At 53.1% G+C, this 24,376-nt stretch carries 22 protein-coding genes, 2 pseudogenes and 1 other annotated feature; of the genes and pseudogenes, 9 read left to right on the top strand and 15 right to left on the bottom strand.

Annotated features, from left to right (window positions below):
• Positions 1-4: 4 nt before the first annotated feature.
• The 3 genes from QLG21_RS12415 to QLG21_RS12405 form a co-directional block, all read right to left on the bottom strand.
• Positions 5-673: a hypothetical protein gene (locus tag QLG21_RS12415; RefSeq protein WP_137273305.1), complete on the bottom strand. Its 669-nt coding sequence runs from the start codon at positions 671-673 to the stop codon at positions 5-7.
• A 57-nt stretch (positions 674-730) separates the two neighbouring features.
• Positions 731-1,318 (bottom strand): common pilus major fimbrillin subunit EcpA, encoded by a 588-nt coding sequence (ecpA, locus tag QLG21_RS12410; protein WP_282484519.1) that lies wholly within the window; start codon positions 1,316-1,318, stop codon positions 731-733.
• Positions 1,319-1,391: 73 nt separating this feature from the next.
• A complete protein-coding gene (locus QLG21_RS12405) occupies positions 1,392-1,931 on the bottom strand; it encodes a helix-turn-helix transcriptional regulator (protein ID WP_137848902.1) in 540 nt (179 codons plus the stop codon).
• Positions 1,932-2,868: 937 nt separating this feature from the next.
• Between QLG21_RS12405 and QLG21_RS12400 the strand changes: the two genes are divergently transcribed.
• A complete protein-coding gene (locus tag QLG21_RS12400; RefSeq protein WP_282484518.1) occupies positions 2,869-3,630 on the top strand; it encodes an OBAP family protein in 762 nt (253 codons plus the stop codon).
• Positions 3,631-3,732: 102 nt separating this feature from the next.
• Here QLG21_RS12400 and QLG21_RS12395 read toward each other — a convergent pair whose 3' ends face one another.
• Positions 3,733-7,041, bottom strand: coding sequence for an autotransporter outer membrane beta-barrel domain-containing protein (locus QLG21_RS12395; RefSeq protein ID WP_282484517.1), 3,309 nt, complete (start codon positions 7,039-7,041; stop codon positions 3,733-3,735).
• Between the two features lie 824 nt (positions 7,042-7,865).
• Positions 7,866-8,993 carry a Bcr/CflA family efflux MFS transporter gene (locus QLG21_RS12390; RefSeq protein ID WP_282484516.1) on the bottom strand — a complete coding sequence of 376 codons (1,128 nt, stop codon included), beginning with the start codon at positions 8,991-8,993 and terminating at the stop codon, positions 7,866-7,868.
• A gap of 102 nt (positions 8,994-9,095) precedes the next feature.
• Here QLG21_RS12390 and QLG21_RS12385 point away from each other — a divergent pair, with 102 nt between their 5' ends.
• The 4 genes and pseudogenes from QLG21_RS12385 to QLG21_RS12370 all read left to right on the top strand — a co-directional run bounded on the left by QLG21_RS12385 (position 9,096) and on the right by QLG21_RS12370 (position 11,855).
• Complete coding sequence (locus tag QLG21_RS12385; protein ID WP_348994642.1) at positions 9,096-9,890, top strand: helix-turn-helix transcriptional regulator; 795 nt, start codon at positions 9,096-9,098, stop codon at positions 9,888-9,890.
• Between the two features lie 287 nt (positions 9,891-10,177).
• Positions 10,178-10,282 (top strand): annotated as a pseudogene (locus QLG21_RS12380) (integrase); the annotation flags it as partial.
• A gap of 75 nt (positions 10,283-10,357) precedes the next feature.
• Positions 10,358-10,939 (top strand): TetR/AcrR family transcriptional regulator, encoded by a 582-nt coding sequence (locus QLG21_RS12375; RefSeq protein WP_115239769.1) that lies wholly within the window; start codon positions 10,358-10,360, stop codon positions 10,937-10,939.
• Positions 10,940-11,012: 73 nt separating this feature from the next.
• Positions 11,013-11,855: a nitroreductase family protein gene (locus QLG21_RS12370; protein WP_282484514.1), complete on the top strand. Its 843-nt coding sequence runs from the start codon at positions 11,013-11,015 to the stop codon at positions 11,853-11,855.
• A 92-nt stretch (positions 11,856-11,947) separates the two neighbouring features.
• Here QLG21_RS12370 and QLG21_RS12365 read toward each other — a convergent pair.
• Both QLG21_RS12365 and QLG21_RS12360 read right to left on the bottom strand, forming a co-directional pair.
• A pseudogene (locus QLG21_RS12365) lies at positions 11,948-12,226 on the bottom strand (putative quinol monooxygenase); the annotation flags it as partial.
• A gap of 109 nt (positions 12,227-12,335) precedes the next feature.
• Positions 12,336-12,734 carry a RidA family protein gene (locus tag QLG21_RS12360; protein ID WP_282484513.1) on the bottom strand — a complete coding sequence of 133 codons (399 nt, stop codon included), beginning with the start codon at positions 12,732-12,734 and terminating at the stop codon, positions 12,336-12,338.
• A gap of 140 nt (positions 12,735-12,874) precedes the next feature.
• Here QLG21_RS12360 and QLG21_RS12355 point away from each other — a divergent pair, with 140 nt between their 5' ends.
• On the top strand, positions 12,875-13,477 hold the full coding sequence (locus QLG21_RS12355) for a TetR/AcrR family transcriptional regulator (protein WP_282484512.1): 603 nt from the start codon (positions 12,875-12,877) through the stop codon (positions 13,475-13,477).
• A 74-nt stretch (positions 13,478-13,551) separates the two neighbouring features.
• Here the strand turns inward: QLG21_RS12355 and trpA are convergent, their stop codons facing one another.
• The 6 genes from trpA to trpL all read right to left on the bottom strand — a co-directional run bounded on the left by trpA (position 13,552) and on the right by trpL (position 20,226).
• The gene (gene trpA / locus QLG21_RS12350) at positions 13,552-14,361 is read right to left on the bottom strand and encodes a tryptophan synthase subunit alpha (RefSeq protein WP_101737601.1); all 810 of its coding nucleotides are present in this window, start codon (positions 14,359-14,361) and stop codon (positions 13,552-13,554) included.
• Positions 14,361-15,554 carry a tryptophan synthase subunit beta gene (gene trpB, locus QLG21_RS12345; RefSeq protein ID WP_006175698.1) on the bottom strand — a complete coding sequence of 398 codons (1,194 nt, stop codon included), beginning with the start codon at positions 15,552-15,554 and terminating at the stop codon, positions 14,361-14,363. The genes trpA and trpB overlap by 1 nt, the downstream gene beginning before the upstream one ends.
• Positions 15,555-15,564: 10 nt before the next feature.
• Positions 15,565-16,923: a bifunctional indole-3-glycerol-phosphate synthase TrpC/phosphoribosylanthranilate isomerase TrpF gene (trpCF, locus tag QLG21_RS12340; protein WP_153681648.1), complete on the bottom strand. Its 1,359-nt coding sequence runs from the start codon at positions 16,921-16,923 to the stop codon at positions 15,565-15,567.
• 3 nt (positions 16,924-16,926) lie between these two features.
• The gene (trpD, locus tag QLG21_RS12335; RefSeq protein WP_282484511.1) at positions 16,927-18,522 is read right to left on the bottom strand and encodes a bifunctional anthranilate synthase glutamate amidotransferase component TrpG/anthranilate phosphoribosyltransferase TrpD; all 1,596 of its coding nucleotides are present in this window, start codon (positions 18,520-18,522) and stop codon (positions 16,927-16,929) included.
• Positions 18,522-20,084, bottom strand: a complete 1,563-nt coding sequence (locus tag QLG21_RS12330) for an anthranilate synthase component 1 (RefSeq protein ID WP_282484510.1) — start codon at positions 20,082-20,084, stop codon at positions 18,522-18,524. The genes trpD and QLG21_RS12330 overlap by 1 nt, the downstream gene beginning before the upstream one ends.
• A 26-nt stretch (positions 20,085-20,110) precedes the next feature.
• Positions 20,111-20,205 (bottom strand) — a sequence feature (Trp leader region).
• Positions 20,182-20,226, bottom strand: coding sequence for a trp operon leader peptide (gene trpL / locus QLG21_RS12325; protein WP_071524153.1), 45 nt, complete (start codon positions 20,224-20,226; stop codon positions 20,182-20,184). (Overlaps the previous feature by 24 nt.)
• A 139-nt stretch (positions 20,227-20,365) precedes the next feature.
• Here trpL and rnm point away from each other — a divergent pair, with 139 nt between their 5' ends.
• The 3 genes from rnm (at position 20,366) to rluB (ending at position 22,836) form a co-directional block, all read left to right on the top strand.
• Positions 20,366-21,247, top strand: coding sequence for an RNase AM (gene rnm, locus QLG21_RS12320; protein ID WP_137848722.1), 882 nt, complete (start codon positions 20,366-20,368; stop codon positions 21,245-21,247).
• Positions 21,244-21,864 (top strand): L-threonylcarbamoyladenylate synthase, encoded by a 621-nt coding sequence (locus QLG21_RS12315; RefSeq protein ID WP_006175691.1) that lies wholly within the window; start codon positions 21,244-21,246, stop codon positions 21,862-21,864. The genes rnm and QLG21_RS12315 overlap by 4 nt, the downstream gene beginning before the upstream one ends.
• A 96-nt stretch (positions 21,865-21,960) precedes the next feature.
• Complete coding sequence (gene rluB / locus QLG21_RS12310) at positions 21,961-22,836, top strand: 23S rRNA pseudouridine(2605) synthase RluB (protein ID WP_006175690.1); 876 nt, start codon at positions 21,961-21,963, stop codon at positions 22,834-22,836.
• Positions 22,837-22,872: 36 nt separating this feature from the next.
• Here rluB and cobO read toward each other — a convergent pair whose 3' ends face one another.
• Both cobO and QLG21_RS12300 read right to left on the bottom strand, forming a co-directional pair.
• Positions 22,873-23,463 carry a cob(I)yrinic acid a,c-diamide adenosyltransferase gene (gene cobO / locus QLG21_RS12305; RefSeq protein WP_282484509.1) on the bottom strand — a complete coding sequence of 197 codons (591 nt, stop codon included), beginning with the start codon at positions 23,461-23,463 and terminating at the stop codon, positions 22,873-22,875.
• Entirely contained in the window at positions 23,460-24,221 is a 762-nt protein-coding gene (locus QLG21_RS12300) for a YciK family oxidoreductase (protein ID WP_058608667.1), read from the bottom strand. Before QLG21_RS12300 ends, cobO begins: the two co-directional genes overlap by 4 nt.
• Between the last annotated feature and the right edge of the window lie 155 nt (positions 24,222-24,376).

Here is a 24,376-nt window from a genome sequence, read left to right as displayed (position 1 = left end):
CTGTCTATTTCACAGGAACAAACTGCTCACCCTGCCAAAGCGCAACACGTCCTTTTTTATCCGCCGTATCCACACGCGTAAAACGACGTGATTTACCCGGCATCAGGTAGTAATTCTCCTTACACTCCTTACCGTTGGCAGCCTTAATGCAGGGGCCATAGGCAAGGATCCGCAGCGTTGCATTCCCGGAATTAGTAAGCTCGCCGTTGGCGTACTGAAAGCGGTAGTTCACCTGACGGGGTGCCACTACCAGGATGGTGCCGATGCGTGCAGAGGCGGTAGCCACCGCGCTGCGGTTGGCTTTATCCCGCTGGAGGTCACTGAGAGCCTGATCGAACCAGACAATGCGGTAATAGCGCTCTTTGTCATCTGATGGCCCTTTGTAGAAGAAACGAATTACATCGCTGGCCTGGGCGGGCAGCAGCAGGCTGGCAGGGGTGAGCAGCACCTCATCGGGTTTGTCCATTGGGATAACCTTCCCGTCATCCAGCGGTGAGGAGAGTCGTTCGAGATGAATATTGATCAGGCGGCCGCTGTCGGTGCTATTTTTGATCGTCTTGCTCAGCGTGCTGCTGCCGCTGTTCATAAATGAGGAAATATCGCCGACATCCAGCGCCTGCGCCGGCGCCCCCCCGATGAGCAGCAGCCCGAGTGCCAGAAGGCGTTTTTTCATAACAATTCCGTCCGTGAATAAAAGCAGGGGAGGGCCCCTGCTTGTGCATCAAGTGGTTTAGCTGGTCCAGGTGGCATCAAACTGTACGCTGACGTCGCCGCTCCAGACCCCTTCCGGTAGGGTGCTGAAATCGGTCACTGCGGTAGTACCGTTGGTGGTGCCACTGATGATGGAGAAGGTGAACCCATCCTGCGCGGTGGTACGGCCGCTGGCGTTGTAGCCGTTAGCGAGCGCACTGAGGTTGCCGCCCAGTACACCGTTTGCGGTATCGATCATTACGGTATCGGCAGCTTTTTCGACTGCCGCACCGTTGTAATCCACGCCCACGCTCAGTGTGGAGCCGGAGGTATCCAACTGCGTTAAGGTATTGGTGATAAGACGCGAGGTCAGCTTAAAGGCGGTAGCCGTTGAGTCACCCTCAATCGCCACGTCAAAGAGCCCTTTTTGCGAGTTAAAACCTTTGACGCCTTCGGCATACTGGAACGCCAGGCTACCCAGGGGGGTCACCACAAGCTTGCTGGTCATGTCCTTTTTGGCAGTCGCAGACCAGGTCGCTACAGCCTGAGCTGTTACGTCAGCAGCCTGAGCCACACCCATACCGGTAAACGCCGTTACCAGAGCTATTGCCAAGACCTTTTTTTTCATCGCTTTTCATCCTGAGTTAAATTAAGGACATGATGTCCCGGTGAATCATCTTAAAAACGTTATTCGACGGTTATTAAACCAGCTTATATATTTTGGAATACAGTTTTGCCTCAGCATTACGCCGATGGGTATATACTGTCTTCACGCTGCAATTTTCTATTCTTGCGATCGATTTGGGTTGCATACCCTGGGCTGTTAAACGAATTATTTTCATTTCCCGGTCAGTGATTTTATCTTTTTTAATATCTTTGCGGAGAAATCTGCCATTGATCGCATAGGCCAGCTCTTTACGAATGTCACGACACAAAGCAACGTATACAATGCCCCTGACATTGCTATTGTAATACCAGTAATTCGCCAGGGCTTCTGACTTTCTGGCCGCAATCAATATGACCTGCTTCCCCTTAACTGCAGTCAGCCACTCGCTATCGCGCCTGATAAATTCGGTTAAAGAAGCCGTATTAAGATTGATGAACACAAAATCTTTTTTTATTTTCTCCAGCGACAGATAAATTAATTCATCGATATCCGCAATCAGTTCGTATAGCCCTTTATAGAAGAAGGAGTCATGGGCAGACCAAATGTATTTATCGGAGCAGCATTTACATTCCATATGGTTTCGCACCTCATAGTCCTTGAAGTTATCATTTTTGTAACGTCATTGTTTGTCAGGGCTGTAAAACTACAGGGGTATTAGGTTGCTTGAATTATTCTCCATCAAATAAGACTCTTTTTGCCCACCAAAATTGGACGGGCAAGTTTAATTTTTAATAATTATTTTGCTTGGGAGTGAATTTAAGTTTTTTCCTAATGAGTGTCAACGCGAGCGAAGAAAAGAGATTCTGCGTCTGGAGCAATATTTACACAAAATTAAAATATTGATTTTTTGAGGTGAGGAAAAAGGCATTTATTTTCATAGGGTTATTTATAATGTGGCATTAAATTCTTAACGGTGCTTTATATTAACCAGGATCTTCACCCAACTGTGTTAGGAATAGTCTCAGCGATAGGTGTGGGGAATTTGTCAAATAACCTAAAAATAATAATAAAAATAGATAATTAAACCAAATTAAAAAGAAAATAAGGGTGATTTGCCTGCCTGTAAGGTAAATTTTCGGTTTTATATGCCGCACAAAATAGTTATGCGTATGTTAATAATGCTGGGTAATGGAAACAGAGCAATGGTATATACATATCCACTCGGGAATACAGGTTCCAATAGCTACATTAACCAGCTACTGCCGAAGTTATCCTGCATTTACAGGCACCCATTTCTATTTCTTTCCGGGAAGCTTAGCTGTTTTTTTGCACTTGACCAGCGGCCAGCCAGGTCTTGCCTTCGTTTCTTTAAGTACTTTCTTAAGAACATTATTTGTATGGAGTGCGGTAACAAGCCTGACGCTGCCGTTCCTGAAGTGGAGAGAAAGGGGCATGGACGTGGTGTGTAAACGGAAGGTATGCCACTTTGTCCGATGATTTAGTAAAAATTCTCCTGGCGGGTCTGCGCGAATGTACTACTTTCAGTAAAGTGACGATTACAGGGAGGGCCAATGAAACCACTATCGCTTTTATTATTGTCGAGCCTGACTTTAGTGGGGTGCGGCGCGAACAATACCCCTTCAAATACTCCTGTTCCGGGTGTTAAAACCTCCGCCGGCATGAGCACGCTGGAAGCCGGTGCTCAGATTATCCAGTCCCGTCCGCCCGTTGATGCAATTAGCGCCTATCTTGACGGTTTCCATTTTTATAGCGGTGATAAAAATGGCCAGATGGAAGCCCATCATTATGTAACAGTGTTGAATGATGAGGTGATGCAGGCGGTGATCTACGACGGTAACACCAAAGATGCCCGTTTAATGGGCGTTGAGTACATCATTAGTGAGCGTTTGTTTAACACACTGCCGCCGGAAGAAAAAAAATTGTGGCATAGCCATCAATATGAAGTGAAATCCGGCAGTCTGATTGCCCCGGGTTTACCTGCAGTGGCAGACAAAGCGTTGATGAGCAAAATTGTGAATACCTACGGGAAGACCTGGCATACCTGGCACACCGACCGCGATAAGACGCTGCCGCTCGGCATTCCGACACTGATGATGGGCTTTACCGGGGAAGGGCAGTTAGACCCCAAACTGCTGGCGGACAGAGATCAACGCTTTAACGTCAGCACGCAAGCTATAAAACAAGAACGTAAGGATATTGTGGCGCACCCGGTTGCTAAAGGCGCTGATGCCTGGCAGCGTGGTGAAGTGATCCAGCTTAAGCGGGTTGAGGGTTCAGGTGAGCATGGTCACGGAGACACAAGCCATTTCTGATACCATAAAAAAGTGAATGTAACCTGTCGGAATCCCCCGGCAACGCCGGGGGAACGGTGAATTAATTTACGGTTAGCCGAATTATTTTCTCGCCCTCAGACATCAGAAACGCCAGGTAGCTGAAAGATTACCTGCGATCGCGTTATAGCCAGAACGAAACATTTCGCTTTCAACCCCGATGCCCAATTCGACATCAGTGTTGATTTTATAGCGCATTCCCGCCTTAACACCCAGAGTGTCACGGCCAGCCACCTGATTCCTGGAACTAAACGATGTGCTGCGATAGTTGGCGAAAGAGGCTTGTTGCTCTACATTGCCATCCAGAAGTTCATGATCCCAGGTAAGCTGCAACTCAGCTGCGATAGACGCCCCTGAAGCGAGCGGTACATTCCAGTTACCATTCACCCCGATACTTGATCTCAGAGAATCGAAGGTCTCCGAATCCAGCATCAGACGGCTGCCGTCATTGCCGCTTTCCTTCACGCCAGGTCGATGTAATGTGGTGTAATTTAATGACGTTACCGGTCCGGCGCTCACATTATCATTCAGCGCCCATCGATAGCCCCCGCCGGCCGTAACAGAGCCTGTCAGTCCGGTCCAGGTGGCATGGTGGTTTGCTCCGTAAGTTTCTACATGAATGTTTCTATCCATCCAGCTGTCTTCAATACCCAATCGGCCTGTGCCGAATAAATACATCCCTTCGGACCTTTCAGCGCCGTAACGGGCATGAATACCCAGATCGAAAGCAGTGGTTTTCCCGGTCGCGGTTTCTGGTGATTTCACCGTCACCGACTGGCCGCTGACCGCACCATGAAAGCCATAAACCCAGTTGTGATTCCGATCGTTTTGTTTTTCAGCACCGAACACCATGCCATAACTGCTGGCGTCGTACCCTACACTGTCCCCCTGGCGCTGTTGCCAGAAGCCGCCGCCAAAGGGGATGGCAAAGCTGCGCCATTCGCCTTCCGCCAGTTGTTTCGACATTACAGCAGGATGAGGCCCTCCAATGATCCGCGCTATCTGTTGTTCACGTTGAAGGGAACTTGCGAACATGGCGCTGTAGGCGCCCGCAGAAAGCTGCGGCAGGGCATGGCTGATACTTCCGCCATCAGCGGCTGAGAAATCCAGAGTATGGTACAGCGGCTGTATATCCGACTTAGCATCTGCCACAATTTTATCCAGCGCTTGCCCTACCTGCCGCGCATTGGCGTCTTGCGCATACCGGCTGTATGCGTTTGAAGCGCGCAGCATGGAGAGCTGCCAGCTATTCTTTCCCTGAGGCGTTGTCTGCAGCGTTAGCGTGGGAGAGCGGAGCACGCTGTTCACCGCACTGAACTTACCGCTGTAAGAGTCTGTTTTTAGCAAATCTTGCGAATTCACACGCCAGTTTGTCGCGTACCAGTCCGGTTGCGGCGCAAACGTCAGCTGACCGTTAAATTGTGCGTGACCGTCCACTCGCAAAGTATCATGCCTGCCGCGCCCGTCGACTTCCAACACCAACTGCCCGCTGTCCCCCTGTTGATAAGCACCTGAGATAGTGATTTGCCCAAGTGAATTACCCGGCGCAAGGATCCCGTTATTTACAAAGCGGCCTTCCTCATTAAGGGTGTAGCTGCCGTTGCCGGATAGGGTGGCACCTGGCGCGATATTCATGCTGTAAATCTGAAAATCGCCATTTAGCGAGGTTTTCCCTCCGTGCGCGTCCAGTGCCAGATTATTAATACCTTCAATGTTTCCGCGGTAAGTAAAGCTAAAATCAGAATCGGCAGCTTCCGTCGCCTGCCCATACGCATTGGCCTTCCGACCGAAGGTAAGTTGTGTTAACCGCGGTTGGCCATAGGCGTCCCGCTCGGCGTAGTCCGAATAAATATCGCCTTCCAGCCGGGCACCCGATAATATATTTATATTACCGACCAGCGCATTCGGTGAAATATAAATCGCCGCGCCTTTACCGGCAATTCGTCCGCTGATGTCGGCATTATCCACCAGGGCTCCCTGCAACTCGGGTAATAATGCATCGTAATATCCATCCACGATATGTAGCCAGGATCCACGATAGTCAACTTCGTTACCCAGCAGGTTATTGCCAAAATCAAAACTGATAGCGACGCCACTGGCGCCCAGTGCCTGAACATCGCCGCGTTGAATAAGGTTGTGCTCTTTACCGTAGGCAAACATCACCCCTCGGCCATTTGCGCCATCGGCGTATACCCGTATTCCGGGTTCGATGCTCAGGGTGTTATTTTGCCCATCTATACGGATACCCGCGCCGCCAGCCCCTGATGTCAACAGGTCCGCTTGCTGAAAGATATGGTTATTACTGCCATATACATGCAGGCCAACCCCCAGATTAGCGGTATTATATTGCCCGGCCAGATAGCCATCTGCCTGCTGATTACGCTGAAAATATCCATTGCGGTTAACAAGAGTTTGCCCGTTGCCATACAGCGAAAAACCGAAAAAGTTACGTCGGTCAATCTGGTATCCCATGTCCTGCAACAACGCCAGTTCCGCCTCCATAAACGTTGTGTAATTACGGTAGTTCTGATGGCTCATCATGCTGTTCTTCAGCTCGATATGGCTCATGTAGTTATCATCGACCGAACCGTCGTCTGCTAACATTTTCACCGGCACGCCAGGCATGGCACCTGCAAGCACTTCATTTACGTGCTCGCCGGTGAAATAGCCTTTATCGAGCCGTACATCAAAGCCTTGCGGATCCCATCTGTTATTGCATCCATTACACAATATGACTTGCCCTGGCCGGGCAGGATTGCCACGGTCATCGCGCAGATGGCTGGTCCAGGATCCAAAAGGCCCGTTATCGAAAGCGGGCGTGAATGTGCCACTTCCGTGCAGGTCGGTAACCATATTAGATATTCCCAGGCCATGGGCCAGCTCATGAATAGCGACGCTGACCAGATCTGCCTTTCCGGTGCGCGGCAATTGCGCAGGCACATAGGGAACGTTGTCAAAATCCAGTTTGCCCATGATGAACTGGGCATGAGAGCCGAAGGTCAGCTCTCCGGTATCAATGCCGTTCAACGCTCCCTGCAACTGCGTCAGACTGATAATGCCATCAGTAACTGAATCGCTGGAACCCGCAGCATTCTCGTCATTAAACGTCCCCACATTGATAATGGCGGGCAGTTCCCCTGGTATGGGGGTGATGACTTCAGCCCAGTAACGCATGGCATCAAGTATTTTTTCTTTTTGTTGCTGACCAAGATCCCAGGTTGATTCAGACGCGCTCGGCCAGCCCGGCATAAAGGGACCGTCGCCAACATTAAAGAAACGCACTTCAAATACCGCAATATTTTGTGGGTTATAGACCAGATAGCTTTCTCCTGCATACGAATTATTACTGACAAATAAACCCGTTAGTGCAGCCGTGATAAAAAACCTTTTCATATTAACCATCCTTGTGTAAAAAAGTTATTGCCTGCGTCCGAGACTATAAGTTCACACCTGAGCTCAATAAATCATCAACAAATATAATAATTATCGATATGACTTGATAATTTATAACAAAGGGCAGCCTTGCCCTGTGACAGGCTCATCTTTCAGAATTTTATAAAGGGGGGAGCGTCTAATGATGGTCGCCGTTTATTGTGGAAACCCTGAAAAAGGGACCGGTGGTTTTAGCTTACCGAGGCGTTTTCCCTGCTACCGGGGCGTACCGATACGGGGCGCGATTTGGATATCGAAAATTATGGTGCGTAAAGCTGAATTTTGACCCTCTGGGCTGAGCCATGTGCTTAGTGAAAACGTTTGAGCTTATCCACGTTATCAGTGCGGTATTACGGACATTCTTCTTTGCTATTTAATTCCTTCATAGCCCTCCATGTATGCGTCTGTTATTACATCTCCCATTGCCTTCAGTTCTTTTTGTATAGCCTGACGTAAAGGTTCACAACAGACAATGCTGTGCCAGGCGTTGACGGGATGTGTAATGAGGAGTTCCTCATGAGACGTGACGCAGAGTTCGGTTTATAACATCACTGTTATGTCTGATATGGTAGCACCAGGCTGTCATCGTGATTTTCCGCCCATAGAGACCTTCCCACTCATGCATGTCTGCTTTGTGCCAGGAGCGGACATTACTAGCTCTACAAAGCAATAAATGCAGAGAGCAGCTCACAACTCATCGGGCTGCAGCAGGCGTAAACCATTTTAAATTGTACCGGGAACCCATACTATAATAGGCTCCCGGGTAAATATTAAAAACAACAAGCTTAGCGCCGTGACAGGCTGCAAAAGTAGGCTATTACCGCACAAGCGGTAAGTACCAATCCCAGCTGTTGCACGATACCGGCAAGTCCCAGCATCATTCCCAGCAATAAATAGTAGACTAATCCAAACAGCGCTCCGGCAGCTCCGGCCTGTTCACGATATTGGCTAAGGGCCTGGCTCAGCACGTTTGGAATCGCAATGCCATAGGCAATCACCACCCCGGCTACTGGCATAAGTATCCATACAGATTGCTGCAAGAACCATGCTGTGACACCCGATAATAGGGCCAGCAGGCAGGCATTTTTCACCAGTTGTTCTGGCGACAAACCCAAAGACAGCAGTTTCCGGTTCCATAAGCTGCCCGATAGAGAAGCAAAAGCCAGTAAAATCCCCGTCCATCCGAAAGCCCTGGGACTCCAGCCTAATTGACCGAAAAGAAACGGTGCAAGGCTGTAGTAGCTGAAAAGCATTGTATTCAGCAGTGCAACAAGCATTGCATTTTTCCAAAGCCTTCCATCCCCTGCCATCCGACAAACTAGCCCGCCAAATCGGGGGCCGGAGGTATTTTCCGAACGTGTTTCAGGCAGTAAGAATGCGGTCATTGTGAGCAGCACCAGTGCCATCGTGACCAGAGCAATAAACACGCCGGTATGTCCGTACAGGCTGACCAGCCACCCTCCGCTTACAAGACCAAAAACGGGACTGATTGCCAACGCTGCCCCCATCACGGAGAAGACGCGGGCTAATGCCGTTGATTCGTAGCAATCACGCAGCATCGTCTGAACAACAACGGACCCTGCAGCTGCACCTACGGCTGCTACCATGCGAGCCAGGAGCAAAACGCTAAAGTCTGTAGCCACAAGTGCCAGTGCGGAACCGGTCCCGTAGCACAGAAGCCCGGCCATCATTGCAGGTCGCCGACCCACGCGGTCGCTTAACCAGCCCCAGAGCGCAACGCCGATGGCAAACGCGACGAAATAGACTGAAAGCGTCTGGGCGGCACGTTCACTGCCTACCTGAAAAGCACGGGCAATGTCTGGCAAAGCTGGGCTGTATATTGTTTCCACCAGTTGTGGAAACATAATCAGTAATGTCAGTAGCCACAACGGTGGTTGTTTACTGATATTCATAACAACAATCCTTAGATAAACAGAGTATGCGACTATTATTGCGGAAGTTGTCATGTCGGTTTACCATGATAAAGACTATTTATATTTAAAATCGGACATATGATGAAAATTAACCCAGAAGATTCTTTCGATCCGGACACGTTCGAAGAGTGGGTTGTCGGAATTGCATCCGATATGGGGGTACACGATTCAGGGATGCATAGTCACCTTCGTCATCAGTTGCTGTTTTCGGCAGCGGGAAGTATCACGATTGAGCTGGAAAATACCCTTTGCCTGCTTCCGCCCCGGCGGGCAGCGTGGATACCGGCCGGCACGGTTCATCGCGCCATTATGAATGGCTCATTGGCCTATCGTTCTCTTTACTTTTCAAGCGATTTACCCTTATCGGCGTTGCCCCTGCAGATCGTTGAGGTTAATCCCTTATTCTTTGAGCTGATCGAACGAATGGCATTCTGGCAATGGGGAATGCATGAAGAGCAACAAAGCAGTCTCATTACCGTGTTTTGTGAAGAAATCAAAAATGCCCAAAGCGAAAACTGGACGTTGCGGTTTCCCTCAGATATTCGCCTGAGTACCTGGCTGGACAGAGTCCGTGGGGGCGAATTACCCCCACGTCTGGGGCAGTTAGCCCAAAAAGTCGGTGCATGTGAACGCACAATAAGCCGTATATTTATCCGGGATACGGGGATGAATTATCAGAGTTGGAGGCAACAGTGGAGGCTACTGAAAGCGATGGAGAAGCTGTGTGACGGATACCAGCTCAGTCAGGTGGCGCAGGACCTTGATTTTGTCAGTGACAGTGCCTTCATTGTTTTCTTTCGTCAATATACGGGCACAACACCGACCCGCTATCTCCGCCATTCAATCGCAGAACATCAGGACATATCTTTGGTTTAAAAGTTGGTAAAACCCTTTTTTAATCAGGTCACCATTGTGTTCAGCCATATTGGGTTGATGTGCGAGTGCATATGGTTAACCGAAAGTTGACCGTGAAATATGCCTTAGATATTTAGAGCAGTTATAGCGTTCTGAAAGCAATGTCTCGGAGATTCTTCAGGAAGGAGGTTTTTAAAGATTCAGGCTGAGTTGATTTTATCAAACTCGGGCGTCAATTCTGCGATCGTCCGCTTCTCGCTCATATGGGACAACCATAATCACATCTCCTAACCCAAAGGAGATTGAGCATGACAATATCCCCCTGGAACAAGGGCCGTATTATTGGCCAGAAACGGCCTCTTCAGATCTCTCATATCTGGGGAATCCGTATCAGACTTGAACTGGAAGGAAAATGAGGTTAACGCAATTCTTGACTGAGCATTCCATAATTGCTAAGGTGATTACCGTCTTTACTACGGGAGAGCCTAATGGCAGGCAGACCGAGAGAATTTGATGATCAACTCGTTATTCAGGCGGCTATGGATGCGTTCTGGCGAAACGGCTTTGAAGCGACCTCCGCTCAGGAACTCGTTGAGAGTACAGGGCTTGGCCGTGGAAGTCTGTATGCGGCTTTTGGTAATAAAGAAAATCTCTACCATGAAGCCCTGCGCCGTTACCATAGCTCAAGCATTGAGTTTCATGAGGCTGTATTCAGCCAGGCCGGTAGCGTTAAGGACAGGCTACGCAGCCTGCTGAAAAAAGGTATTGAACTGGATTTCAGCAATATCGAGCGAAACGGCTGCATGGCAATCTTCTCTCCCTTAGAAAGAGCTGCAAAAGATAAAACCGTTGAAGATCTTAGCCGCCGTTATATCAAAAAGCTTGAGGCAATGTTCACCAGGCTTTTCGCTGCCGGGATTGCTTCCGGGGAGTTTCAGGCGGAACGGCAGCCTGAAGTTATGGCTAAGGCATTCATGTGTGCCTATTTCGGTTTCCGGGTGTTCGGCAGGATTGTGCATGAGCCAGAATTTCAACGTGATGCAATCGAAGCGTTAATAATGAACATTTAGTTAGGAAGGCCATCAGGCCTTTTTATTTACTTAATTCTTGAATGAACATTACAGTATTGTCTGGAGAAAGTTAATGTCTGAAGATTTAAACAAAGTTCAGTTGATTACTGCCCGGTACGGTGAGAAAGACCGACCAAAAAATATCATCTGGAATTCGCAGATTGAAAATCTGCTCAGCCATCGTTCCGTCAGAAATTTTTCACAGCAAGCCTTGCCGGAATACTGGTTTGAAACGCTTGTAGCGGCCGCTCAGTCTGCCTCAACATCCTCAAATCTTCAGCAATGGAGCATGGTGGCCGTTACCGATCCTGCACTCAAGGCGCAGGTCAGAAAGCTCGCTGCGGGAGATAAAGGTGTGGCGAATGGATACATCGAGGAGGCTCCTGCGATACTTCTCTGGATTGCAGACCTGTCACGAAATCACGATATGACCGTCTCAGACGGCCTTATTCCGGGTGTGCATGATTACCTTGATTCATTTGTCATGGCGACAGTTGATGCCGCACTGGCTTCGCAAAATGCAACGGTAGCAGCAGAGTCAATCGGGCTGGGTACGGTTTATATTGGTGCGACACGCAACAAGGCTAAAGAGCTGGCTGAACTTATTCAGCTACCGGCCCACAGCTATGTTGTATGCGGCCTGGTGGTCGGATGGCCTGCAACTGACAGCGATGCAGCTATCCGCCCGCGCCTGCCGCAAAGCGTTGTGGCTCATCACAATCTCTACAGCGCTTGTGACCTTGACGCTCACGTCAGAAGTTATGAAGAGGCATTCCATGCATTCCGGGAAGGTCTGGGAATGAAAGATAAAACATGGAAACAGGCGGTTCAGAGCGCAGCAACCAGTCTCGCTTATATGGATGGTCGCCAAAATCTACGGACCACTCTTGAAGAGCGCGGTTTCGGTTTTAAGTAGGGCAGTTCAGGCGGTTGGGTATTCATGCGCAGCCGCAAAATCATCAACTTTCTCGTCTTCCAGCCCCATGCTTTAAAACGTCCGCTCCTCGCTCAAAGCAGGCCTGCAAGTGAGTTAGTCTGGCTGCTCCGAATCATGAGCGGACACCATCTCTGCGCATCCATCAGGATGTACTGCGCCGCATTACGCGTGTATTGGTCAACCAAAGGAATAAGCCGGGTGAATTGCTCGCTGGCGCAGTGGGCATCAAGTGCTGCCCGGTCTGGCCACTCTTCAATGACAATAAAATGTCCCGGATCCTTTTCATCCCGGTACAAATCATAAGCAATACACAGCAGCTCATTCTGTATTGCCGTGACGAGTTCCCGGTAAAAAGATTACGGTTTGTACAGACCTGATGTCTATTTCACGCCAAATCAAACATACCGTGCGATTTCACACACAGATATCGCTCCCTGATATCTGTGTACGACGTCGTTATTACTGATGTTCAGGAATTCGGGCGATAACCTTTATCTCAAAATCAAAGCCTGCTAGCCAGTTCACGCCTACAGCTGTCCAGTTCGGATACGGGGGCTTAGGGAAAAGGGTTTGTTTCACCTGCATAATGGTTGGGAACTGATTCTCGGGATCGGTATGAAAGGTTGTCACATCAATAAGATCGTCGAACGTACAGCCTGCAGCATTAAGCGTGGCCTTGAGATTATCGAAGGCACGTTCTACCTGCGCGGCAAAGTCGGGCTCGGGTGTGCCATCTTCCCGGCTTCCCACCTGCCCGGAAACAAACAATAAATCACCAGAGCGGATCGCTGCGGAATAACCATGCTTTTCATAGAGCGCATGGCGATTTGCAGGGAAAACGGGTTTCGGTTGGTTCATAACGTATCCTTTATTTAGGTGGATGACAGCGGATGCGCGGCATAGATAAATGACTTAATATACGCGGCGTATGTAAAATTAATCACACATACGCCGCGTATGTCAAATTTCCTGCGCGGCGTTTATTGCAAGGAGTCCGTATGGCTGCCAAACGCCGCGCCGAAACGATGGAAGAAACCCGCATAAAGTTGATTGCTGCTGCACGAAATGCCTTCGCCGAAAAAGGGTTTGCCGCAGCATCAATGGATGATTTGACCGCCAGCGTCGGCCTGACGCGTGGGGCCCTGTACCACCATTTTGGGGACAAAAAAGGGTTACTTGCTGCTGTGGTTACTCAGATGGATTCTGAAATGGCGCAAAGTGCCAAAGATGCCGCGGCACATTACGGTGATGACCAGCAAAAGCTTCTGGCTGAAGGGATCGCCTATATCAGGATGGCGCTTGATGAAGAGGTCCGGCGTATCGTTCTGCTTGATGGGCCGGCTTTTCTCGGGGACCCTACAAAATGGCCGAGTCAGAATAACTGCCTCGATGCCACGCGCGAGCGCATTTCAGATCTGATTGAACGCGGCTTAATCAAGCCGGTAGATGTCGATGCCACCGCCTGGCTGCTAAACGGGGCCGCACTGAATGCCGCGCAGTGGGTGGCTGCAAGCGAAATTCCGCAGAATGCATTACCAAAAGCGATTCAGGTTTTTACCCTGTTGGTAAATGGCCTACTGGAGGGTGACACGCTGCTATAACGCCAAAAATATCATTGCCTGTTTCACAGGTAAGAAGAGGAACCGTCTGGCCCAGTGACCAGACGGTGGCAGGATCAGGCTTGACGGGTTGCCGCTTTCATTTCGCTAACGAATGTTTTCAGCTCAGCCAGCATCTGGTCGGGCTTATCTAGATTTTTCTCGATGATTTTAACAATCGCAGAGCCGGAAATCGCGCCCGCGGCTTTTGCATCTATTGCCGCTGCAACCTGATCCGGTGAAGAGATACCAAAGCCCTGCAGCGGCGGAGCCGCGTGATACTCGGCCAGTTTCTCCACCAGATGATGCAGAGGCAGCGCCGCTTTGTTTTCAGCGCCGGTCACACCCGCACGGGAGAGCAGGTAGGTATACCCGCGTCCGTAAGAAGCAATCTGACGCAGCAGTTCGTCATCTGCGTTTGGCGGACAAATGAAAATCGGTGCAACGTTGTGACGCATCGCCGCCTGGCGGAACGGTGCAGACTCTTCAACCGGTACATCGGCCACCAGCACAGAGTCAACGCCGACGCGAGCGCACTCGGCATAAAACTCATCAATGCCGCGGTTAAAGACCAGGTTGGCGTACATCAGCAGGCCAATCGGGATGGTCGGGTGTTTCTGACGGATTGCCGCCAGCATCTCGAAACACTGAGTCGGAGTGACGCCGGAGGCAAAAGCGCGCAGGGTGGCGTCCTGAATGGTTGGGCCATCCGCCAGTGGGTCAGAGAAAGGGATGCCCAACTCCAGCGCATCCGCACCGCCTTCAATCAGGGCATCGATAATTTTAAGCGACTGCTCAGGACCCGGGTCGCCCAGAGTGACGAAGGGGACGAACGCGCCTTCCTGGCGGGCCTTCAGCTGTGCAAATGCGTTATCATAGCGTTCCATCAGATTTCCCCTCGTGCTTTCAGAATATCGTGAACGGTGAAGATATCTTTGTCACCGCGACCGGAAAGGTTGACCACCAGCAGCTGCTCTTTCTCCGGGTTCTCTTTGATCATTTTCAGGGCGTGCGCCAGGGCGTGGGAAGATTCCAGCGCCGGGATGATCCCTTCGTTACGACACAGGGTCTTGAACGCCTCCAGCGCTTCGTCATCGGTAATCGAGACGTATTCAGCGCGCCCAATGCTGTTCAGGTGAGCGTGCTGAGGCCCTACTGACGGGAAATCCAGTCCGGCGGAGATGGAGTAAGACTCTTCAATCTGGCCTTCATCGGTCTGCATCATAGGAGACTTCATACCGAAGTAGATCCCAACCCGACCATGCTTCAGCGGCGCGCCGTGTTCACCCGATTCGATTCCGTGACCGGCAGGCTCTACTCCAATCAGACCAACGCGAGGTTCATCGATGAAATCAGCGAACATCCCGATGGCGTTTGAGCCGCCGCCCACGCAGGCGATAACCGCATCCGGCAGACGCCCCTCTTTTTCGAGGATCTGCGCTTTCGTTTCTTCCCCGATCATGCGCTGGAATTCGCGCACGATGGTCGGGAACGGGTGTGGACCTGCGGCGGTGCCAAGCATATAGTGCGCGGTGTCGTAGCTGCCGGACCAGTCGCGCAGCGCTTCGTTACAGGCATCTTTCAGCGTGGCGGATCCGCTGTGAACCGGGATCACCTCAGCCCCCATCAGGCGCATACGGAAGACGTTTGGCGACTGACGCTCGACATCTTTCGCGCCCATGTAAATACGGCATTTCAGGCCGAGCAGGGCGCTGGCGAGGGCAGATGCCACACCGTGTTGGCCTGCGCCGGTCTCGGCGATGATTTCGGTTTTGCCCATGCGTTTTGCGAGCAGCGCCTGGCCAAGGACCTGGTTGGTTTTATGCGCACCGCCGTGGAGCAAATCTTCACGCTTGAGATACAGCGTGGTTTTGCTGCCTTCGGTCAGGTTGCGGCATTTTGTCAGGGCCGTAGGACGCCCCGCGTAGTTTTTCAGCAGATCGGTAAACTCGGCCTGGAACGCCGGGTCTTTTTGCGCACTGACAAAGGCTTCTTCCAGCTGGCGCAGAGCGGGCATCAGGATCTGTGGCACGTACATACCACCGAACTCACCAAAATACGGGTTTAGTAATGTCGTCATTATTTATTCCTTAATATGCACGCAGAGTTTTAAATACCGAGGCCAGCTTGCTGGCATCTTTTATGCCCGGCTGGGACTCTACGCCTGAATTGAAATCGAGACCGGCGCAGCCGGCTTTGGCCGCTTCTACACAGTTATCCGGGCTGAGACCACCCGCGAGCAGGACATTGTCCAGCGCTTCGTCTTTCAGCAAGGACCAGTCAAAGCGCTGGCCAGAGCCGCCCTGGCCGTTGTCGAGCACGTATTTATCGACATGATTCAGATTACGCGCCGGTAACGTGTCGCCCACGCTTTGCGCTTTCCAGATTTGCACCCGAGGCGCCAGCGCAGCGCGCAGCGCATCGATATACGCCTGATCTTCATTGCCGTGCAGCTGTACCGCACTCAGGGATAACGCCTCGGCTTTTGCTGCTACGTCGGCAATATCGGCATTGCGGAACACGCCCACGTAGCTGAGCGGGGCCGCCGCAATAACGTTACGGGCCTGGTCTTCACTCACCGCCCGGGGCGATGAGTCCACGAAAATCAGCCCGCCATAAATAGCGCCCGCTTCATACGCGGCCTTGGCATCCTGCTCGCGCGTTAATCCACACACTTTGTTTTCACCCAGCAACACGCGGCGGACCGCCGCGTTGAGATCGTCATGTTCCATCATCGCGGAGCCGATCAGGAAACCGTTGGCAAAGTGGCTCAGTTCACGCACCTGGGCGTAGCTGTTGATGCCGGATTCGCTGATGACCGTCACGCCCGCCCCCAGGCGTGGTGCAAGCTGGCGCGTACGGTTAAGGTCGATTGACAGGTCGCGCAGGTCGCGGTTGTTAATGCCAACCACTTTTGCCTCAAGGGCGATGGCGCGCTCCAGCTCCTCTTCGTTGCTCACTTCGGTCAGCACGCCCATGTTCAGGCTGTGGGCCACCGCAGAGAGCTGGCGGTACTGCTCGTCATCGAGCACCGAGAGCATCAGCAGGCAGGCGTCGGCCTGGTAGAAACGCGCGAGCCAGATCTGATACGGGTCGATAATAAAGTCTTTGCAGAGGATCGGCTGCGGCGCAATGCCGCTGACGATGGGCAGGAAATCAAAGCTGCCCTGAAAATATTTCTCATCCGTCAGCACCGAGATGGCTGACGCATGGTGTTTGTAAATTCCGGCAATGCGCGCCGGGTCGAAATCGTCACGGATCACGCCTTTAGACGGAGACGCCTTTTTGCACTCCAGAATAAACGCGGTGCGTGCGCCCTGCAGGGCATCATAAAAGCGGCGCGTGCTGGGCACGACGTCATTCTGGAAGCTGGCGAGCGGTTGCTGCGCCTTGCGTGCTTCAACCCAGATGGCCTTATCGGCGACGATTTTCGCTAAAACGGTCTGCATTCTTTACCCTCTTGCCGCAAGTGCGGTAACGCGATCGTAAGCTGCACCGGAGCGCAGTACGTCCAGAACTTTTTGCGCGTTGGCCTTCAGATCTTCCTCACCGTGCAAACGCATCAGCATGGCGACGTTGGCAGCAACGGCGGCCTCATGAGCGACTTCACCTTTACCTTGTAATAAGCGCGTGAGAATGTCACGGTTTTCTTCCGGCGTGCCGCCTGCCAGCGCCTCCTGATGATACGGCGTTAAACCGAAGTCAGCCGCGTCGAGCTGATAGCTCAGAATTTCACCGTTGCGCAGTTCAGCGACCAGCGTAGGGGCGTGTAACGAAACCTCATCCATACCACCGCTATGAACGACAGCGGCACGCTGATAACCCAGCACGCGCAGCGTCTCAGCAATCGGCAATACCAGCTCAGGGCTGTAGACGCCAATCAGCGCCAGCGGCGGATGGGCTGGGTTGATTAACGGGCCTAAAACGTTAAACAGCGTGCGCGTTTTGAGCTGCTGACGAACCGGCATCGCGTGGCGGAAACCGGTGTGGTATTTCGGCGCGAACAGGAAGCAAACGCCGAGGTCGTCCAGCGCTTCTCGCGAGCGTTCGGCCTGCATGTCGAGGTTAATCCCAAATGCCGCCAGCAGGTCGGATGAACCGGATCGGCTGGACACGCTGCGGTTGCCATGTTTTGCCACTTTCAAACCACAGGCAGCCGCCACGAAGGCGCTGGCGGTGGATATATTAATGCTGTTGCTGCCGTCACCGCCGGTACCGACGATATCGGCAAACTGATAGTCGGGACGCGGGAACGGGGCGGCGTTTTCCAGCAGGGCCGTTGCCGCACCGGCAATCTCCTGCGGGCTTTCGCCGCGCACCTTCATGCTGACCAGCGCGGCCGCCAGTTGCTCAGGTTTCAGCTCGCCACGCACCACCGCGGAGAAGAGCTGGTGGCTCTCCTGCTGGCTCAGGATTTGCGCCTGGTACAGTTTCTCAAGGATCGGCTGCAGCGTGTTGGTCTGCTCCAGCTTCTGTAGCGCCCAGTTCAGCGTTTGCTCAAGCAGGCGCGCGCCGTTAGAGGTCAGAATCGATTCCGGATGGAACTGCAGTCCGCATACGCGGTCCGCATCGTGACGCACGGCCATCACCATACCTTCAAACGAGGCGTTGATGGTCAAACCGGCCGGGATATTGCTGCCTACCAGCGAGTGATAGCGCGCCACCGGCAGCGGATTTGGCAGCCCGGCAAACATGGCCTGGCCGTCGTGTTCAATGCTGGATGCTTTACCGTGCAGAATTTCGCCCGCCTGGCCGACGTAACCGCCGTACGCTTCCACAATCGCCTGGTGACCCAGGCAGATGCCGACGATCGGCAGCTTGCCGCGCATCCGGGTCAGCAGTTCAGGCATGCAGCCCGCTTCGCTCGGTGCGCCGGGCCCCGGAGAGAGCATCAGCACCGGGTTTTGCATGGTACCCAGACGGTCAATCAGCGTTTGCGCCGGAACATGGTTACGATAGATAACGACGTTATGACCGTTTGCACGCAGCTGATCTGCCAGGTTGTAGGTAAAGGAGTCGATATTATCGAGCAGCAGAATGTCAGCCATCAGAAAATCTCCTGTGCATGATGGGCGGTCGCAATGGCGCGCAGTACCGCGCGGGCCTTACTGCGCGTTTCGTCAGCCTCAGACTGCGGAACAGAATCAAGAACAATCCCTGCGCCCGCCTGAACGGTGGCGATCCCGTCCTCGACATACGCGGAGCGGATCACGATGCAGGTGTCCAGGTCACCGTGCGCGGTGAAATACCCCACCGCGCCGCCGTAGCTGCCGCGTCGACGGCCTTCGGCTTCGGCGATCAACTGCATCGCACGGACTTTCGGCGCGCCGCTCAGGGTGCCCATGTTCATGCAGGCGCGGTAGGCGTGCAGCACGTCGAGGTCGCTACGCAGTTCGCCAACCACGCGGGAGACGAGGTGCATCACAAACGAGTAGCGGTCAACTTTGGTCAGGTCTGCCACGTAGCGGCTGCCGGGGGTGCAGATACGTGCCAGATCGTTGCGCGCCAGGTCTACGAGCATCAGGTGCTCGGAAAGCTCTTTGTGATCGGTGCGCATTTCCAGCTCGATACGGCTGTCGAGATCGCGATCGAGCGAGCCATCAGCACGGCGTCCACGCGGGCGCGTGCCGGCAATCGGGTAGATCTCAATCTGGCGGCTGGTGGCATCGTACTTCAGGGAGCTTTCCGGCGACGCGCCGAACAGCGTGAAATCGTTGTCCTGCATAAGGAACATGTACGGACTTGGGTTGCTCTTTTTCAGCACGTCATAGGCCGCCAGCGGCGACGGGCAGGGCAGTGAGAAGCGGCGAGACGGCACCACCTGGAAAATTTCCCCGGCGCGGATCGCTTTCTGCATCTGACGAACCACCGCACCGTATTGATCGTCGGTCTGGTTTACGTCACAGGCCATTTTTTCCACGCGCTGCACCGGCAGTGCAGGTGGCTCTTGTGTCATCTGCTGTTGCAACTGAGCGATGCGGTGCTCAAGGCGGTTTTTCTCCGCGGCAGAAGGCGTAAACAGGCTGGCCTGTATACGGGTGTATTTTTTCTGATGGTCGATCACCAGCAAGGTTTCGGCCAGATAGAAGCAGTAGTCCGGGCAACGGTTGCCTTGCTCGGTTTGCGGCAGCGTTTCGAAACCGGCGACCAGATCGTAGGCAAAGAGTCCGCCGAAGAACATGGCTTCACGCTCGTCTTCCGGCACCGAGACCAGATTCTGCAGCAGGCGGAAAGCATCAAATACGGACAGGGAGCAAAGGCGTGCATCTTCGTCCAGCAGCTGGCTGACCGGCGGGAAGCGCAGAATGCGCATATCCGGATGGCGTTCGTTGTCGATGCCTGACGGCAGAGCCGCGTCCAGCAGGGGCAGCAGCGAGGCGCCATTTTCTGATAAGGCCTTAATAGTGACGACGTCACCTAATGCAGTAATGCGCAGCGCGCTGTCGACCAGCAGCAGGCTTTTCAGATCGTCTTTGCTGTCGATATCCGCCGATTCCAGCAGCAGGGTGGCCGGGCGCGCGCCGCACACCTGGTGAAACAGCGCGGTCGGATTATGGCGATAGGCCGCCTCGCAGGTCAGCAGTTCGAGGTTGGGTTTGGCTGTTTGCATGGTTGTGTTCTCATCATATTTTGTTCAAAAAAAAGCCCGCTTGGGAGCGGGCCGGGTATCTGTTTGCTTGTCGCAGACGCGTGACACCGCCCGATAATCAGGAAGTGCGCCACCAACCGTGCAAAGCGAAATGTGCTGTCATTTTCAGATACCTTTCTCGTGTGAACTTGCGTACTAGTTAACTAGTTCGGTGGCGTATTGTCAACCCTTGATTTCATAATTTCACGCAAGGCCGTTATCATAGGGTTTTAGAAGGTTTCCAACCTGTAACGGGAAGTGCTTTGAGCGATACCACATACGCCATAATTTACGATTTACACAGTCATACTCAGGCCTCTGATGGCCTGCTGACGCCCGAGGCGTTGGTCCATCGCGCCGCAGAAATGCGCGTCGGCACCCTGGCGATAACCGATCACGATACCACCGATGCGATCCCGGCGGCGCGCGCCGAAATTGCCCGCAGCGGATTAGCGCTCAACCTGATTGCCGGCGTCGAAATTTCGACCCTCTGGGAAAACCATGAAATTCATATCGTTGGCCTGAACATCGACATAGACCATCAGGCAATGCGCGCGTTTTTGCAAGAACAAAAAGTCCGCCGCAACCAGCGTGCCGAGATGATTGGCGAGCGGCTGGAAAAGGCACATATTCCCGGGGCGCTGGAAGGCGCGCAAAAACTGGCGAAGGGCGGGGCGGTGACACGCGGTCATTTTGCCCGTTTTCTGGTTGAGGCGGGCAAGGCCACGACGATGGCCGACGTCTTTAAAAAATATCTGGCGCGTGGGAAAACAGGATACGTTCCGCCACAGTGGTGTACAATAAAACAAGCTATTGATGTCATTCATCATTCTGGCGGTAAGGCGGTGCTGGCCCATCCCGGGCGGTATAATCTTTCTGCTAAATGGCTGAAAAGACTGCTGGCACACTTTGCCGAAAGCGGCGGTGAGGCGATGGAAGTTGCCCAGTGCCAGCAGGCGCCCAATGAGCGATCCCAGCTCGCGACCTATGCACAACAGTTTGGCCTTCTTGGCTCACAGGGCTCTGATTTTCATCAACCCTGCGCGTGGATTGAACTGGGGCGTAAGCTCTGGCTTCCTGCAGGCGTGGAGCCTGTCTGGACGCTCTGGGAACAGCCACAGCATATTGAAGAGAGGGAAGTATGAGTCAGTTTTTCTATATTCATCCGGATAACCCGCAGGCGCGTCTGATTAATCAGGCCGTTGAGATTGTTCGTAAGGGCGGCGTGATCGTCTACCCGACCGATTCGGGCTACGCGCTGGGCTGCAAAATTGAAGACAAAGGCGCAATGGAGCGCATCTGCCGCATTCGCCAGCTCCCGGACGGGCATAACTTTACCCTGATGTGTCGGGATCTGTCTGAACTGTCGACCTATGCCTACGTCGACAACGTGGCGTTTCGCCTGATCAAGAACAACACGCCCGGCAATTACACCTTCATCCTGAAAGGGACAAAAGAGGTGCCGCGCCGTCTGTTGCAGGAAAAACGCAAAACCATCGGGATGCGCGTACCCTCTAACCCGATTGCGCAGGCGCTGCTGGAAACCCTGGGCGAGCCAATGCTCTCAACGTCGCTGATGCTGCCTGGCAGCGAATTTACCGAGTCCGATCCGGAAGAGATCAAAGATCGCCTGGAGAAGGTGGTGGAGCTGATCATTCATGGCGGCTACCTCGGCCAGCAGCCGACAACGGTGATAGACCTTACCGAAGATGCGCCGGAAGTGATTCGTGAGGGCGTGGGCGATGTAAAACCTTTCTTGTAAAGGTGTAAGCAGCTATACTACGCGGCCATCAAAATTGGACGCAGCTCCGTTTTGACCTGATTCGACGCCTGTGAAGGCGACACCTGAGGAAGCTCAATGAGCGAGAAGTTACAGAAAGTGCTGGCGCGCGCCGGCCACGGCTCACGCCGTGAAATTGAAGCCATTATTGAAGCGGGCCGCGTGAGTGTGGACGGTAAAATCGCCACGCTGGGTGACCGCGTTGAAATCGTGCCGGGGTTGAAGATCCGTATTGACGGTCATCTTATCTCGGTTAAAGAGTCCGCTGAACAAATTTGTCGCGTGCTGGCTTACTACAAGCCAGAGGGCGAGCTGTGTACCCGTAATGACCCGGAAGGGCGACCAACGGTCTTCGACCGTTTGCCTAAACTGCGTGGCGCTCGCTGGATTGCCGTAGGCCGTCTGGACGTGAACACCTGCGGTCTGCTGCTGTTCACCACCGATGGTGAGCTGGCAAACCGTCTGATGCACCCAAGCCGTGAAGTGGAACGTGAATACGCCGTGCGCGTTTTTGGCCAGGTTGATGAGAACAAACTGCGCGATCTGTCGCGTGGCGTACAGCTTGAAGACGGTCCTGCGGCGTTCAAAACCATCAAGTTTACCGGTGGCGAAGGGATCAACCAGTGGTACAACGTTACCCTGACCGAAGGTCGTAACCGCGAGGTTCGTCGTTTGTGGGAAGCGGTGGGCGTGCAGGTTAGCCGTCTGATCCGCGTACGCTACGGCGATATCCTGCTGCCGAAAGGCCTGCCGCGCGGCGGGTATACCGAGCTGGATCTGGCGCAAACCAACTACCTGCGTGAACTGGTTGAACTCACCCCGGAAACCTCCTCTAAAGTGGCCGTGGAGAAAGATCGCCGTCGCATGAAGGCGAACCAGATCCGTCGTGCGGTGAAGCGTCACAGCCAGGTGAGCAGCAATCGCCGCTCTGGCAGCCGTAACAACAACGGTTAAAACGAAAAGCCCGGTTAACGCAACCGGGCTTTTTTCTTAGTAATCAATGCCAATCTGCGCTTTGATACCGGCATCAAAGGCGTGCTTAACCGGCCGCAACTCGCTGACCGTATCCGCCAGGTCCAGAATATCCCGATGACAGCCACGCCCCGTGACGATCACCGTCTGGTGCGCAGGGCGATTCTTCAATGCGTCCAGCACGCTTTCCAGCGACAGATAGGCATAAGCCACCATATAGGTGATCTCATCCAGCACCACCATGTTCAGCGTCGGGTCAGCCAGCATCCTTTTTGCATGCTCCCAGACGGCGAGGCAGGCAGCGGTGTCCGTTTCCCGGTTTTGGGTATCCCAGGTGAAGCCGGTTGCCATAACCTGAAACTCCACGCCGTGAGGCTCCAGTAAATTACGCTCGCCGTTGGGCCACTCGCCTTTGATAAACTGAATGACACCCACTTTATGCCCGTGCCCGACGGCACGGGTGACGGTGCCAAAAGCGGCGGTGGTTTTACCTTTGCCGTTGCCGGTAAACACAATAATGATACCGCGCTCTTCCTGGGCCGCTGCCACCCGGGCGTCGACCTGGTCTTTAAGACGCTGCTGGCGCTGCTGATGACGTTCGTCACTCATTGTGAAATTCCCGGTTTACGGCCCGGCTGGGCATCAAAGGTCATGCCCGTTTTGCGACGGCTGTCGTCGCCCATAAGCCAAAGGTACAGCGGCATGATATCCGCCGGGGTTTTGAGCTTGTGCGGATCTTCCGTCGGGAAGGCGCTGGCGCGCATTTTGGTACGCGTACCGCCAGGGTTAATACAGTTTACGCGCAGATGGCGGTTTTGATACTCCTCCGCCAGCACCTGCATCATCCCTTCGGTGGCGAATTTCGACGCCGCATAGGCACCCCAGTTTGCCCGCCCTTCACGGCCCACGCTGGAGGAGGTAAAGACCAGCGAGCCGGAATCCGAATTCAGTAATAAAGGAAGCAGTGCCTGAGTCAGGAAGAAGGTGCCGTTGACGTTTACCTGCATCACCTGCTGCCAGATGTCGGGGTCCTGCTCGTCCATCGGACGGACTTCACCCAGCAGCCCCGCGTTGTGCAATACGCCGTCCAGGCGCGGGTAATGGGCGGAAATACGCTGGGCAAGTTCCTTACACGTTGCCGGCGTACAGGTCAGCAGATCGAGCGTATACCAGGGCGTGGACGTGCCGCCAGCACGTTCAATTTCCTGCGCCACGGCTTTAAGTTTCTCCTCGTTACGGCCCACGAGGATGACGCTTGCGCCGTATTCTGAATAGGTGAGTGCGGCCTCGCGGCCGATCCCGTCGCTGGCACCGGTGACAAGAATAATTCGGTTCTGCAGCAGATTTTTTTGCGGTTGATAGTGCACGGTGACTCCTCGGGCGCACAGAGCGTTAAACGCGCCTTCTTTATATGACTTTTCGGCTTTATGCCCGAAATAGCATGAGAATTCAATCAGTCTACAGGACAGAATGCTGAGAAATTAACAATTTGCAACTATTTAAAGAGAAACGCGGGAATTCC

It is taken from the genome of Enterobacter sp. V87_3, from assembly GCF_029967835.1.
Classification (GTDB): Bacteria; Pseudomonadota; Gammaproteobacteria; order Enterobacterales; family Enterobacteriaceae; genus Enterobacter; species Enterobacter cancerogenus.
This window is presented reverse-complemented; position numbering and strand designations above follow the sequence as displayed.